This window comes from [Zimmermannella] bifida NBRC 103089 (genome assembly GCF_001570925.1).
GTDB lineage: Bacteria > Actinomycetota > Actinomycetes > Actinomycetales > Microbacteriaceae > Gulosibacter > Gulosibacter bifidus.
This window is the reverse complement of record NZ_BCSP01000004.1, coordinates 1-14,453: the sequence shown is the minus strand read 5'-3', so window position 1 is coordinate 14,453 and position 14,453 is coordinate 1. Positions and strand designations below refer to the sequence as shown.

At 62.7% G+C, this 14,453-nt stretch carries 11 protein-coding genes; 3 read left to right on the top strand and 8 right to left on the bottom strand.

Annotated elements, in window-relative coordinates; translation table 11 throughout:
• Positions 1-202 precede the first annotated feature (202 nt).
• Positions 203-1,645, bottom strand: a complete 1,443-nt coding sequence (locus tag ZBI01S_RS04610) for an L-serine ammonia-lyase (protein ID WP_066057088.1) — start codon at positions 1,643-1,645, stop codon at positions 203-205.
• Positions 1,646-1,709: 64 nt separating this feature from the next.
• Positions 1,710-3,422, bottom strand: a complete 1,713-nt coding sequence (locus ZBI01S_RS04605) for an SWIM zinc finger family protein (protein ID WP_159421388.1) — start codon at positions 3,420-3,422, stop codon at positions 1,710-1,712.
• Positions 3,423-3,515: 93 nt separating this feature from the next.
• Here ZBI01S_RS04605 and ZBI01S_RS04600 point away from each other — a divergent pair, with 93 nt between their 5' ends.
• The gene (locus tag ZBI01S_RS04600) at positions 3,516-4,604 is read left to right on the top strand and encodes a glutathione S-transferase family protein (protein WP_066057082.1); all 1,089 of its coding nucleotides are present in this window, start codon (positions 3,516-3,518) and stop codon (positions 4,602-4,604) included.
• Positions 4,605-4,702: 98 nt separating this feature from the next.
• Here ZBI01S_RS04600 and ZBI01S_RS04595 read toward each other — a convergent pair whose 3' ends face one another.
• The 3 genes from ZBI01S_RS04595 to ZBI01S_RS04585 form a co-directional block, all read right to left on the bottom strand.
• Complete coding sequence (locus ZBI01S_RS04595; RefSeq protein WP_083524508.1) at positions 4,703-5,068, bottom strand: ArsR/SmtB family transcription factor; 366 nt, start codon at positions 5,066-5,068, stop codon at positions 4,703-4,705.
• Positions 5,069-5,080: 12 nt separating this feature from the next.
• Positions 5,081-5,518, bottom strand: a complete 438-nt coding sequence (locus ZBI01S_RS04590; protein WP_066057075.1) for a MarR family winged helix-turn-helix transcriptional regulator — start codon at positions 5,516-5,518, stop codon at positions 5,081-5,083.
• Between the two features lie 325 nt (positions 5,519-5,843).
• Positions 5,844-6,734, bottom strand: a complete 891-nt coding sequence (locus ZBI01S_RS04585) for a winged helix-turn-helix domain-containing protein (RefSeq protein ID WP_083524529.1) — start codon at positions 6,732-6,734, stop codon at positions 5,844-5,846.
• A gap of 773 nt (positions 6,735-7,507) precedes the next feature.
• Here ZBI01S_RS04585 and ZBI01S_RS04580 point away from each other — a divergent pair.
• Together ZBI01S_RS04580 and eccB are read left to right on the top strand one after the other, a co-directional pair.
• Positions 7,508-8,857 carry an EsaB/YukD family protein gene (locus tag ZBI01S_RS04580; protein ID WP_083524507.1) on the top strand — a complete coding sequence of 450 codons (1,350 nt, stop codon included), beginning with the start codon at positions 7,508-7,510 and terminating at the stop codon, positions 8,855-8,857.
• 21 nt (positions 8,858-8,878) lie between these two features.
• Positions 8,879-11,470: a type VII secretion protein EccB gene (eccB, locus tag ZBI01S_RS04575; RefSeq protein WP_066057069.1), complete on the top strand. Its 2,592-nt coding sequence runs from the start codon at positions 8,879-8,881 to the stop codon at positions 11,468-11,470.
• 105 nt (positions 11,471-11,575) lie between these two features.
• Here the strand turns inward: eccB and ZBI01S_RS04570 are convergent, their stop codons facing one another.
• From ZBI01S_RS04570 to ZBI01S_RS09690, 3 genes are all read right to left on the bottom strand, one after another.
• Entirely contained in the window at positions 11,576-12,886 is a 1,311-nt protein-coding gene (locus ZBI01S_RS04570; protein WP_066057066.1) for an FHA domain-containing protein, read from the bottom strand.
• Between the two features lie 3 nt (positions 12,887-12,889).
• On the bottom strand, positions 12,890-13,660 hold the full coding sequence (locus ZBI01S_RS04565; protein ID WP_066057063.1) for a hypothetical protein: 771 nt from the start codon (positions 13,658-13,660) through the stop codon (positions 12,890-12,892).
• 42 nt (positions 13,661-13,702) lie between these two features.
• The coding region (locus ZBI01S_RS09690; RefSeq protein ID WP_176572861.1) for a hypothetical protein at positions 13,703-14,453 on the bottom strand (751 nt) is incomplete at its 5' end.

The window sequence follows — 14,453 nt, the reverse complement described above, 5'->3', positions numbered from 1 at the left end:
CATACAGACGTTTTACATGTACATTCAGCGAACTTTCAGCTAACTACGCCGCAAATCGGATGATTTCCGCACCGGGGGAAACCACAGAACAGAAGGTTAGGGGTTCGAGTCCCTTCGGGCGCGCGATAGGAAAGTCCCGGCAGTTTACCTGCCGGGACTTCTTCGTTTCCTGCCTTTGCCGGTCCAATCCGCTGAACTGCAGCTAACACTCGACGATGTTGACGGCGAGGCCGCCGAGCGCAGTCTCCTTGTACTTGGCCTTCATGTCTGCGCCGGTTTGCATCATCGTGCGAATCACCTGGTCCAGCGACACGATCTGGTCACCATCGCCGTGGAGCGCCAGTCGCGCCGATGCGATCGCCTTGGTCGCGCCAATCGCGTTCCGTTCAATGCACGGAATCTGCACCAGCCCGCCAACCGGATCGCACGTCAACCCCAGGTGGTGCTCCATCCCGATCTCTGCCGCACAGCACGCTTGTCGCGCCGAACCGCCCATGGCCTCGGTTAGCGCAGCGGCGGCCATCGAACATGCCGTGCCGACCTCGCCCTGGCAACCCACTTCGGCTCCCGAAATGGATGCGGTCTGGTGGTAGACCGCGGCAATCGCGCCGGCGGTCAGCAAGAAATTGCAAATCGCATCCTCGCTCGAACCATTAGGCACGAACCGCACGGCATACTGCAGCACCGCGGGAATGATGCCGGCAGCACCATTGGTTGGCGCCGTCACGACGCGCCCACCTGCGGCGTTCTCTTCGTTGACGGCAAGCGCCCACAGCTGCACCCAATCCATCGCAATCAGCGGGTCGTCAACGTGTCGGTCCGCGGGCATTCCCTCGCTGCGAGCCAGGCCCGCAGCTTCGGCACGCGCGGCCTCAGCCTCCGCATCCCACACCAATCGGTCGTACAGTGCGGCCGCTCGCCGCCTCACCTTCAGCCCTCCCGGCAGCGTGCCGACGGTTGCGACTCCCGCATCCACACAAGCTTGCATCGTGCGCCAAATCTCGAGTAGCCGCGCGCGAACTTGGGCCGCAGGGCGGCGAGCACACTCATTTGCGAACATGACTTCGCAGATTCGCATGCCGGTGGACTCGCACACCTCGAGCAGGTCGGCGCCCGACCGGAACGGGTACGGCACCTCAATACGTTCATGCGTCATCTCGGCATGCCCGTCATCATCGGCGGCCACGACGAACCCGCCGCCGACCGAATAGAACGTGCGCTCGGCGGCGACTTGCTCACCGGCCCACCCCGTGAACCTCAGGGCGTTGGAATGAAACTCCAGCCGAGTGTTCCGATGCAAGATGAGGTCAACCTCGCGGTGAAACGGCACTTCCCTTCCCGGGTCACCGAGCAGCCGGAGCGAACCACCGTCGGTGATCTCGTTCGCCCGGGGTTGAATGCGGTCGGTTTCGACAGTGGCGGGATCGGCACCTTCCAGCCCGAGCAAAACCGCTGGCTCAGAGCCGTGGCCGCGACCGGTGGCCCCCAGCGATCCAAAGAGTTCGATGCGGATGCGGGTGATTGGCTCAGACGTCGCTGCAGTCAGCTCGCGCGCAAACATTGCCGCAGCCTTCATCGGGCCAACCGTGTGCGAGCTCGATGGCCCGATACCGATCGTGAATAGATCGAAAACACTCGTTGTCATAAGTGAATTCTTAATAGTTCTTGCTGAACGCTTGCTGGTGTTCGTGCTCTGTTTCGAAGAGGCATCAGGCGTTGCGGCTCGTTCCAAACAGTCCGTTGCGGTCGAGGCTCAAGACGAGCGGGTCATTTGGGCCGCGTCGTCTGCGCAGGATGTCGATTGACTGGTTAACCAGTTGGAGACGTTCCGGCGTGGTACTGAATTCACGTGCTTGCAAAATGAGACGCACTGCGGTGTTCATTTCCCTGACGTTCAAGGTTTCGGTGAAGCAATAGCGGTACTGGTGCAACAGTTCAGGAGTTTGCTCGGGATGCAGGTGAGCCAAGGCCTCACACACGAGCGCATCCGTTTCGTCGTGGTCGAACAGCGTGGCGACCTCGACGATCAATTCGGGTGCATTGAGTTCGTGCGCGATTCGACACAGTTCGTCACCACTCGCGGTTACCTCATCTGTCAACTCGGCTCGTTGTGCGTCGAGTTGACGGCGCACAGCCTCGAGTGCATGTACCCGTGTGGTCGCCGGATCGTTGGTGTGTGTACGCAGTTCCCGATATAGCGCCAACGTGGGACGCACCGCGAAGGCGGCTTGCAAAAGCTGATCGGCAAGGCGCGCAGCATTCAAATCGCGCAATCGTGTGGCAACGGAGACTGCGCCCACGAACTCGTCGCTATCAGCGGCTTCAGTAACGCACTTGGATTCGAGCGCACGATTGATCCAGTGCTGTGCCTCCTCGATACGGGCCGCGGTGAGGAGTCGGGTGACGATTTGGCCATACTTTGGTGGCCTACACTCGGCGAGCACGTCAATGGCCGCATCCGTATCATTCGTCATATCCGCGATTTCAAGCAACAGTTCACGGCGTCGAAATTCCGGGATCTCGGTATCCGGAGCAGCCAGAGCAGTTAGGCACATGCGAAGGCCGTTGTCGCCCATCGCCTCGATATAGTCGCTGAGGCGAACGGTGCAATAGGCCGGTGCGTACCCACGAAATTCAGCAAACCATTGGCCGAGTTCGGTCTGATTGATTCCTTCGAGCTTGGCGGTCTTACGGTGGAACTCCAGCGCTTGACGTATCGCGAATCGTTCCTCGCCTCCGTTGTACCAACCGCGGTTGAGATTGGTACAGACCACCTTGAGGAACAGCTCGATGGCTTGTCGTGCCGCGTCAGCGCGGCCGAGCGCAATCACGGTTCGGCAAGGTTTGGTTAGCGAGACCAGACGCTCCTCAAGTTCAAGGCCATACAGATCGTCGTCCTCGCCTGGAACCAGCGCAGCAGCACGGCTAGCTTGATCGCGCAACATGGCGATGCTTGCTGCGGGATCTGAAATGCACAGTGCGCCTAGGAGCAACGTGGACCGTGTTGTTGAGCCTTGTTGCCAGAGAGCACCGCACAGTTGTGCCAAAGTCTCATGACTGGCTCGTTGCAAGAACTGCGCAAAACGGTCTCTTGCCTCCTGCTCGAGTTGGAGCTGCGTCGCATGCTGCGCGATGATCTTCGTGGTTGTGGCAGGCAGACGGTCGCCAGCAGCATTGCGGACGGCTAGACCAACGGCTACTAAGTGCTTGCAGAATTGCGTGTACGGGCAGGTGCATTCACCCCAAACCCGGTGTTCGTCCCACGACAGCGTGGCGAAATATCGCAATGTGCCTTGCACGGATGCAGCGGCGCTCTCGTCCTTGACCTTCAGATCGTCAACCTCAAGGATGAGTAAGAGTCCGCGCTCATACACTTTCACGGATGCAGCCGTGCGGAGAGCTTGAAGCGTTGGGGAGTTCATGTCTTGAACATATCTCGGGCCTACGACACGCATTAGTGCAGGGGAGGCTCACGCGGGCAGCCGCCTCACAACCGAAATCCTTACGGTGATCGCATGAACCAAACGCATCCCGAACACGCCAAGGGCGGCGTCTACTCCAGCGCAGGCAGGGGCTACGAGCGTGACACGAACTACATCAACGATCGCATCACCAACGGTGCCCGCCCGGTCGCCGACGGGATCCGCACCTGGCCGGTAGAACCTGGTCGTTACCGGCTCGTCGTGGCGCGAGCCTGCCCCTGGGCTCACCGAGCCATCATCGTGCGCCGGCTACTCGGGCTCGAAGACGCCATCTCCATGGCAGTGTGTGGGCCCGTGCACGATGAACGTTCCTGGACCTTCGACAAGGCCCCGGATGGTCGCGACGAAGTCCTCGGGTATGCCCGCCTTCAAGAGGCGTACTTCGCGCGCGACCCCGAGTACCCGCGCGGCATCACCGTACCCGCGATCGTTGACACCGCATCCGGTCAGGTCGTTACCAACGACTTTCCCTGGATCACCCTCGACTTCAGCACCGAATGGCGGGAGTATCACCGCGACGGTGCCCCAGACCTGTACCCCGAAGCGCAGCGCGACGAGATGAACGAAGTCATGCGCCACATTTATACCGAGATCAACAACGGTGTGTATCGCTGCGGTTTCGCCGGTAGTCAGAATGCGTACGACTCGGCGTATGCGCGCCTGTTCGCCGCACTTGACACGGTTTCAGAACGCCTGGCTACTCGCCGCTACCTCATGGGCGACCACATCACCGAAGCCGATGTGCGTCTGTTCACGACGCTGGTTCGGTTCGACGCGGTGTATCACGGGCACTTCAAGTGCAATCGCCAGAAGCTCAGCGAAATGCCGGTGCTTTGGGCGTACCTGCGCGACCTATTCCAAACGCCGGGCTTTGGCGACACTACCGACTTCGTGGACATCAAGCGGCACTATTACGAAGTGCACCGCGACCTCAATCCGCACGGTATCGTGCCACGCGGGCCGGAACTCGCCGAATTTCTTACGCCGCACGGCCGCGAGGCGCTCGGCGGTCAGCCGTTCGGAAGCGGCAGCGCGCCGGACGCGGTTCCTCGCGATCCGGTCGAACCGGAACATCGCCTCGAAGCTCTTACCCAGCACACGAGCAAAGCAGCAGATCACTAACTTGCTCAAAATCGGGCTTATGTGGCTCTGAGCGCAACATGATCGCGTTTTTGCGCAAGTTAATTGCTCATGGCGACCGTGATTGTCCGTGGACCGGGTTAGTCGTGTGTCGATACGCTCGCGATCAGGCGCCCGAGCGCATCCGCATCCGGCCGGTACAGGCGCCAATTACCCGCGCGTTCAACCGTCACCACTTCGGCTGCGACCAGCAGCTTGAGGTGGTGCGAGACCGTTGCCTGCGAACAACCGAGAGCTTCGGTGAGTTCGGTAACGGTCATCGGGCGCGGATCGTGTGATGCAAGTAGCGACAGGATGCGGATGCGTGCGGTATCGGCCACGATGGCGAGTGCGTCAGCTAGAGCCGCGGCGGCGTCAGCGCTGATGGCTTCGTCACCCACGCGCCCGGGCCACGCAAATCCGCTGCCACGGCGGGCAGGCGACGGTAACGCGGGCGAATTCGACATCGTGACCCGAGGTTAGTTGCTGGAATCTTTACGCAGCAACTGGCGGCTGAGCTTCGTCAGCGTGTTGAGGTCGTCGCGGGTGAGGCTGCCTTCCATGCGCAGCCGAATATTCTGTTCGTGAATGGCGTTGGCCTTGTTGAACGCCTGCACACCCTTGTCGGTGAGCGCCACGATCGTGCCGCGCGCGTCCATGCCGTCTTCGTGTTTCGACATGAGCCCGCGGGCAACCAATCGGTCAACAAGTCGCGACACCGAGGATTGGGTAATAAGGACGTTGGCGTTGAGCTCGCGCATGCGGATGCGGTGCTCGCGGGCGTCATGAACAATGTTCATCACGTCATACTCGTTCATGGTCATACCGACGTTGGTAAACGCATTGCGAAGGTCGCGCATGATCGAGACTTGGGCTCGATACATGGACTCCCATGCGTCACTCGCTGCTGCCTTCATAGTTTTGACTCTGCATATCTCTCGAGTGGGCCGTCCTCACTCAGGACGGCGTTGCGGACGCCGAAAGCACGGCCTCGGGGATCACTAGCTCGGCGAAGCTGCAGGCACGCGTGAGTTCGTAACTCGTTGTGGGCGTCGGCGCTGAAGGTCCTCTCAGCGGCTGGCAACCACGGCAGCGTATCCGATTTCCATGCGAAGACCCCCAATTTTCGTTGAGATATCGGCAATATCCCCAAATGGTATGACAAAGAGTCTCACTATTAATTACGGTGCATCGACAAGGCGTCAAGTTCGAGAAAAACTGCTTCCCTGGTACAGGGTGTTCCTACGTCAGGTGGGCACACGAGTGGATCACTCGCACATCCGCATGCCGGTCAAAGCGGTAGCCCTTACCGCGGACCGTGCGCACGATGTCGGCATAGTCACCCAACCGGTTGCGCAGGCGTCGCACGTGCACGTCAATGGTTCGGGCGTGCGGTTGCGGCTCGGCTGAGTCCTTCCAAAGCACTTCAATGATCTCTTCGCGCGAAACGGTCCGTCCTTCGCGCAGTACCAACGCCTGGAGCAGCTCGAACTCCTTGAACGTGAAGTCGGCGTTCTCGCCGTCGACGAGCACGCGCTTGCGCGAGGTGTCAATAATCACGCGCGACGATGCCTCGGCGTCGGCTTGCTTCTTGCGTTCGGTCTCGCTGGCCTGCTGGTGAGCGTGCACCGCCTTGGGTTCCTGAAGCGCCAGGCGTACCAGGTCGAGGTTCTTGCCCGGTGCGCCGCTGGGGGCAAGCGCCACGGATGCGTAGTGTTCGGCGCTCGGCGCGCGACGCTGCAGCAGTTCGCGCAGTTCGGTCACGATCTCGGTCAGTGAGATGCCGAGTTCTGCGGCGCTGGCTTCGTCGAGGCCCACGTAGAGGGCAAAACCGCGAACTTCGCTCGGTGCCGGCTGAGGTGGTGTTGCGGGCACGGCGGTGGATGGCCGTGGCTGCGGATACGAGCGAGTCGCGGGAGCCGCTGGTTGCGTCACGGTCGTGGTGCCCAGCTGGGTTTGGGCTCGGGCGGGCGCCCGCAGGGGTGCCTGCGTGGATGCTGGCACGGCGGACGCGCGGTGATGCGCGGTTGGTGCGCCGTGGGCACGGGTGTGCGGGGCCTGGCGAGCAGGCCGAGTCTGGTGCGCAGGCTGAGTCTGGCGGGAAGCAAGGGTGGTAACCGGTGCGAGAGTCATGAGAAATCCTTGTGTGGAGTCGCGCGATTCGAGCGCGGTGCCGCCGGAGTCATCCAGTCGGCGGCGAATGTAGCGAAGCGGGCGTTCCGGAGCGGTTGACGCGTGTGGCGCACCATTTGCGTGACGTGAGTCGGTGCAATTGCGTATGGCGCGCATCCGCTGCACAACGAAGAACCGGAACGGTGGACGCTCGAACTTCGAGCGTGGCCCTGCACGACGGGGTGGGTCTGCGGGGCGGGGATCCTGGTCTCGATCACGGACTCGAGGTCGACGTGACGGCATTGAAGCCAGAGACGAAAGGAGCGTCTTAGCTACACATTCGACAGTGCTCACCCGCTGCGGCACGCATCATGCATGCCTGCCCTGCCCGAAGAACGGCAGTAGCAACGCGAGCGGTGAAGTGAGTCATAGCGTCAATCTTTGTCGTAGTTGCGAACGGCTGTCAAGCAGCGATCGTTGCCGCCGCACATCGTGCATTCCGAGCCGGGCAACAACGGCCGCAGCGCAGCGCATCCGCTGTTCATCATCCGCGCGACGGATTTACGCGGTCACGGCGGGTTTTCAGTGCGCCGAACCGATCGATTCCGTTTCCTGGGCCGTGTAATGTCATCCCGTATTTCGTTAATCCGGTTTCGCACGCGGCGACGAACGTTGGCCGGTCGCCACGCCAACGAACCGGCTGCCCGACGGAACGCTCGACGGGCTGCTTGCACGAAACGCGCTCGCACAGGCCTGCTGATGCGAGTGTGCTGACACAGGAAGCTGGGGGAGTAATGGCTTTGACGGACAACGCCGCAACGAGTAGCACGGTGCCGGTGACGTTCGCGCAGGACACCACGACCTTCGACCTGGCGGTGCCACTGCACCTGCCGCTCACCGAGGTTGTGCCCGCGGTCATCGACGAAATGGGGCTACTGACGCCCCGTGCTGCCTCCGGCGGATTCCGATTGGTCAACGGGCTTGGCGAACACGTCTCGCTCGAGCTCACCCCGGCTGAAGCTGGCATCGTTGCCGGTGACGTGCTCACCGTCGAGGGGCTCGGCTACGGCGAAGACGACATGCGTTACGACGACCTTGTTGAGGCACTCGGCGCCGTCGTTGAATCGAGCAATGTTGGCTGGAGCGGCGCCGACTCGTTGCGCACCTGCATCGCGGCCGCCTGCACCCTGTTTGCGGTGACGGCGGGCGTGCTCTGGTTCGAGGGCGGGCTGTTGGCAATTTCGGCCGGATTCGGTGCCGCGCTGGCCGCAATTATCGCGGCGATCGTGGTGTTGCGACTCGGGCAACCCACCGGCGCGGTGCTCACGCACGGCATCGGCGCACTGCTGGCCGCGGCCGGAAGCGCCGCACTGGTCGATGGCACCGGGCCAAAACTGCTGCTTGCCGGAGTCGCCTTCGTTGTCGTCGCCGGCCTCGGGTTCATCACGCTGCGCGCCGCAAACGGCGGCCAAATGCTGCCGCATATCTCGGCAATGTTCGGGCTTATCTACATTGGCCTGGCGCTGCTGTGGGCAGGAATTGCGCGCCACTATCTCGTCCAAGAACCGCACTTTATTGCCGTTGTCATCGTCACGATCACGGCCCTGGTGCTCATCATGGCGCCGTGGATCGCGCTCGCACAGACACCAATTCGCAGCTACATCCCGCGCAACGAAGACGAACGCGCGCGCGACAACGCGGTCTACACCGACAGCGAAGTCCGCCGGTACACGGCCGTCGGCCGGGCGCTCGCGGTAACGATCAAGATTGCCGGTGGCCTGGTATTGCTATTCACCACGCCATTCTTGGTCACCGAAAGCATTCCGTCGCTCGTGCTGGCAGGTGCCGTCGGTGCATCCATGCTGCTCGCGACGCGTCAAGTACGCGACCGTGCCGAAGTGCTCATCGGCGTCATGACCGGCGCCGGTGTGCTGCTCGAGATCGCGGTATTCACCATGCTCGGTCAGCCGCACCTCGCCACGATCGTCGCTTGGGTCATCATCGGCCTGGCGAGCTTGGTGCTCTTTTTCGGTGCCCTTGCCCGTGCGTTCTCGCCGGCGATGAACCGCTGGGCCGATGCGCTTTCGGTGTGCTGCTTGCTGGCGATCGTGCCGGCCGCGGCGCTCGCGAGCGGATTGCTCTAGGCGGGGCGAGGTCACCACACCATGGCAACCAGCAAAGACATTCTCGATGCCCAGCGCTTTAACAAGCGCCGGCTGATTTCTGCGTTCACGTCGGGCAAACCCGGTGGCCGCGAAGTCGAACTCAAGTCACCGATGGGGCCAATGCTCGTCGGCGCGGTGCTGACGCTGTTGATCTTGGTGGGCGCCTGGATCTTTGGCCGCTTCGCCCCAGCGCTGCCGTCGAACTGGCAGAACGGCATGTTCATCACCGACTCCGACACGGGTGCGCAATTCTTCTCGATCGACGGCACGCTGCATCCGGTACGCAACGCGGTGAGCGCACAGCTGCTCGCCGAAGGCGTGACGGTTTCGCGCACGTCGGTCGGTTCGAGCGCGCTGACCGATATTCCGCGCGGACCCGAAGTCGGCATCGTCGGTGCGCCCGACTCGGTGCCGAAGCCCGATTCGTTGGCGAATACCGGTTGGGCTGCCTGCCCGGCCGAGGGCGGCGAACACCTCACTATCGGCGGCAAGCCACAGCCAACTGGTGGCGTCAACGGTTCACTCGTCAGCAATAACGAGCGCACCTATCTGGTTGCCGATGGACGTCGCTACGAAATTCTTGAGGGTGATCTCGCGCTCGTTCGCTTGGCATTCGGTTGGGATGCGGCCGAGATCACGCCCGTTTCGTCGAACTGGCTCGACCTCTTCGAAGAAGGCGAACGTATTTCGCCGTGGAGCTTGGATGGCGCCACCGATACGCCAGTGGGCATGACCGGCGCGCTTTCGAGCGCCAAGATCGGCACCATGGTTGAGGTGCTGGATGGCCGCACCTCGCGGTACTACTTGGTCACGGGCAAGGACACACTTGACTCGATGACCGACTTCGAGCGCAGCATGTACTCGACCTCAACCGGGCCGAACACCGGCGATAACGTGATTCGCGCATCCGTCGGCGATGTTTCGGGACTCAAAGTGAGCCCGGACAGCCCCGGTCCGAGCAGCTGGCCAAGGCAGGTGCCGCTGCTCAACGAAGAAGGCACGATTCCTTGCGCCATTCTGCGCGGCGATGAAAAGGGTGTGCGCACCGAAGTAGCGCAGGCCACCCGGCCGGAAGGCCCGGGCATCGTCATCGCCGGCGGTAGCGGTGCATTGGTGCGCGCAACCGGGGGTGGCTCGATCGGCGCACTGTTTGTGATTACCGACGTGGGTATGGCGTTTGGTCTCGAAGGCGCACCCGAAGATATCGTGCAGCGCCTCGGCTACCAAATGACCGACATTACTGATGTGCCCTCGCCGTGGGTGAAGCTGCTGCCGCAGGGGCCAACGCTGTCGACGACTGCCGCCTGGGCATCGGTGCCGACCGGAGACATGGCCGCCGACGGTCAGGTCGCTGTCGCGGCACCATACGCAGCCTCGAACCAGACCGCATCCTTGAACCAGCCAGCAGCACTGGCCCAGACCGCATCCCTGCCGCTCGGCCCGAAATCTCGCGAGGCCGAGGCCGAAGCCGGCGAGCAGTGCGAGCGCGGTAACCCGCAGTATCTGCCGCAGACGCCGACCGCATTCACGCAGCTCGGGATTGACCGGGCGCAGCAGCTGGCGCTCGGCGAAGGGGTGACCGTGGCGGTCGTTGACTCTGGCGTCGATTCGCGAAACAAGCACCTTAACGGTGTGCAGGGCGGTCACGATTTCACTGGCGCCGGTAATGGGCTGCAAGATGACGAAGGGCACGGCACGGCAGTTGCCGGCATCATTGCCGCCCAGCCCGTAGACGGTTCAGGTCTTGTTGGCGTGGCGCCCAAGGCCAAGATTCTGCCGGTGCGGGTGTACCAGTCAACGCAGGACAACAAGATGGTTGGCCCAAATATCCCGATGACGGCCGATGGGATCCGCTGGGCGGCAGACCACGGCGCGCAGGTGATTGTGGCAGCGCTCTCGACGTCGACAGATGACCCGAAGCTTGCCGAGGCCGTGGCCTATGCGCAGGGCAAGGGGTCGCTTGTTGTGGCAAGTGCCGGCAACCGAAACACTGCCGACGAAGACGACAAGGCCGATGGCGTTCGTTACCCGGCCGGCTATGACGGTGTCGTTAGCGTGACCGCGGTAACCGACGACGGACAGCCAACGGATGCGGCCATTCACGGCGTGCACGTCGGCGTGGCGGCGCCCGGGCAGAATGTGCTCGTGTCGTGGTTCAACGATGGTGACTGCATCATCGCGCCGGATGCACCGTCAACGAGTTTCTCGACCGCGTACGTCGCGGGCGTGGCCGCGCTCGTCGCATCGGAATATCCCGATGAATCTCCCGAAATGTGGAAGTGGCGCATAGAAGTGTCGGCGCTGCGACCGAGCATCGCCGAGCACAACGAATTGACCGGTTGGGGCATCGTCTCGCCGTTCGACGCGCTAACGGTGACCCCAGACAGCGCGTACCAGGGACCGCTCGTACCCGGTGGCGAACGTCGCCCCGAAAACGCGCAAGCCGGCCGCACCCCGCCGCAGGCCGAAGAGAAGCCGCTGCTCGTGCGTCATCAGGCCGCGATCGGTATTACCGGTGTTGGTGCGCTCGGCGTCGTCGTGCTCTGGCTGCTGCGTCGCGGCGTTGACCTGCGCAATCGTCGCGCACGCTAGAACGCACTCAGCATCTGGTGGTCGAATAACGACCCCACAACGCATTCGGTCCGAGGTGGTTACTCACCCCGGGCCGAATGCGTTCTCGCGTGAAATGACGGTGTGCTAGCCGAGCCAGAGCATCGCACCGTCGCCGAGGTCGATGACATCGCCGCGGGCAAGTGTGACGGCATTCATCGCCTGCAGCGGCTCGGGAATGCTGCCACCGCGCGCGACGACGGTGCCGTTGGCCGAGCCGAGGTCCCAGACGAGCACATTGCCCGCCTCATACGTCACCACGAGGTGCGATCGCGAGATCTCTTGCTGTGGTGAACGCAATTGCATGAGCTGCGCGTGCGTGGGGTCCGGCGCGCGGTCAACTACCGGGGCGCGGCCAACAACGACCGTGCTCGACAGCGTGACCACGTGTCCCTGGTTGCTGTTCAACTGCGGCGCCCACTCCCTGGCCGGCAGCGCGTGCCGTCCGCTCGGCGCGGCCATGCCGTTGCGGGATGCGGCAAGTTGCGGTTCGTGGACCGTCGCGTCATCCGCGTCGTACGACGTCGAATGGGTGGGCATGTGCGGTGGTGGTGGCATCGCGGATGCGGGCGGTGCAGCTGCAGACGCATTCGGAGTGGCAGCGCGTGGTTGCGCAGCTGGTGTCGCATGTTGGACGGTCGCGGCGGCCACACTCGGCATGCCGAGGCCCGCAGCGGGGGCCGGGGCCGCCGGATGTCCCAGCGGTGCCGGAGCAGCGTTGGCGTTGATCGCACGCGAAACTGCGCTCGGTGCATCCGGGATCGTGTCGTCGTCGATCTCGGCGTTGCCGCTGCTGTCAGCTGTGGTCATCGCCGCCGGTTCGGGCGAAGCCGGTTCTAATTCGGTGGTGGATGCGGTGCTCCCGTTTGCGTCGGGGCTCGGCTGGTCCTTCGCAAACGTCGTGACCGCATCCGTATTGATCAGCGAGAATTTGGCAACTTCACCAAACCAGACCTCGCTGGTCGGGGCCGCGCCCTCGGTGATGGCGAACTGCGTGCGATCGCCCAGGTGTGTGGCCTCGGTCGTCGACTTGAGACGTATGCGCCACCCCGACATCGAGGTAACGGCACCACCGCGCCAGCCACGGCGAAGTTCGGGGAACGTTTCAACCGGGCCGCTCGGCGTTTCAATGCGAAGCTGCAAGGCATCGCCGCGGAGCACGAATGAGGTCGCGGCAGGAGCCATGCCGACCACTGCCACGGAGTGACGTGCGGTCGGGTCAGCGAGCTCCGCATCCAGCACGGCCATCGGGTTGGTGCCGGCGAGGAGCGCCTCGTAGACACGTGGGGCTGCGGACACCAACGATGGGCCGAGCACAATGCTCGACCCATCGTGGGTAATTACCGCACCGCTACCGCCGTGAAACTGAAGCGTCGGTTTCGGGTTGGTAGTGGACACGGGTTAGGCCGGTGCGCTGAGCTTTGGCCAAGCGTTGCCGGGGAAGACGTCCGTTGCGCCTTCGAGCGCCGAGGTGATCTCGTTGAAGGTCGAGACCTGGCCAGCGATGAAGTCGAACAGGGCAATGATCGTGTCGGCGATGTTCGCGGCCAGCGGGAATGCGCCCGCAAGGAGCGTGACAATCGCTGCTGGGATACCAACGATCGTGCCGGCTTCAACACCTGCAGCAAGCATCGCGGCAATGATCGCGATGACGAGGGTGAGCAACTCGATGTACAGCTGCTGGCCCTGGTGCGCACATTCTGCGAGCGACTCTGAGTGGGTGTTCGCTACCTTGCTTGCGTGCTGGGCCGCTTTGACGCTCTGGGCGGCTTTGGCGCGATACGCATCAGCAGCTTGACCCGTCCAGGCTGGGCTACCGGGGGCACGCAGGCCGGTGGGGCCGAGGGCCTTCGCGACGTTGTCCATGTCGTGCGAAATCTGCAGCCACTTGTCGGCGTACGTCGGCATGATCCAGGGCATGAATACACCCTTGATCGCTTCGAAGAGCTTCGTGGCAACTTCCTTCAGCTTGGCAATGAACGTCTTGAAGTTGTTGAGGGCCTCGTTGAGCTTGTCGAGTACGCTGCCGATGCCGAAGCCGTCGAGCAGTTTGTGGCCAAAGCTAATCCAACCGCTGACCTTGTCGAGCGCACGCTCGATCCAACCGAGGACGTCGAGACCGGTTGGTTCTACGTCAGGAACCTTGCATTGGAGCTGATATGCGGTTTCCATGGTTCTAAAAATCTCCTATGTGTCTAACTAGGTTTCGCTTGGCTACTTGACCAGGCGGTCGAAGAGCTCTTCGGCAACTTCAGCGATCAAACCGCCCTTGCCCTTCTTGCTCTTCTTGCCGCCCTTGTCGTCGCCCTTACCACTGGTAGAAGACGAACCGTCCGAGCTGCTGCCCGAACCTGAGCTATCCGAATCCGAGTCCTTCTTGCTGCGTCCAGCGTCAATGACGTCGCCGAGGTCGGGAGTTTCGAGACCCCAGTCGACCGGGTCGACGTCAGCCTTGGCCGAGTCGTCGCGGTGCATGGTGCCCGAGTAGTCGTAGTTGGTTGGCAGCTGGTCGTATCCCTCGAATCCGGATGCGCGACCCTCGTCGGTCTGGCTGAAATCGATCGCGGTCTGGACCAGTGCTTCCATCGCGAGTTCGAACTCGTTGACACCGGTCATGCTCAGCGTGGTGAACAGGTCGGCCAGGCGGTTGTTCGGGTCTTGGAGCGCAAAGAAGATACCGGCCTCGAGTCCGTCCCAGTTGCATTCTTGGGCAAGGCGGTTCGCGTTGTTCAGATAACCCGCGGCATCCTGCCATGCTGCGGATTCAGCGGTGACTTCGGCCGGCGACAGGTACGTTTCCTTGTCACCAGCAGGGCCATTGCTCGTGGTCTTCTTGTCATCACTGGACTTGTCGCTGCCGCCGCCGGACGGGTTGTTGCCGCCGCCGTTGGTGTCGCCACCGCCGCCGCCGGACGGGGTGCCGCCGCCACCAGACGGGGTGCCGCCACCGCCGCCACCAGACGGG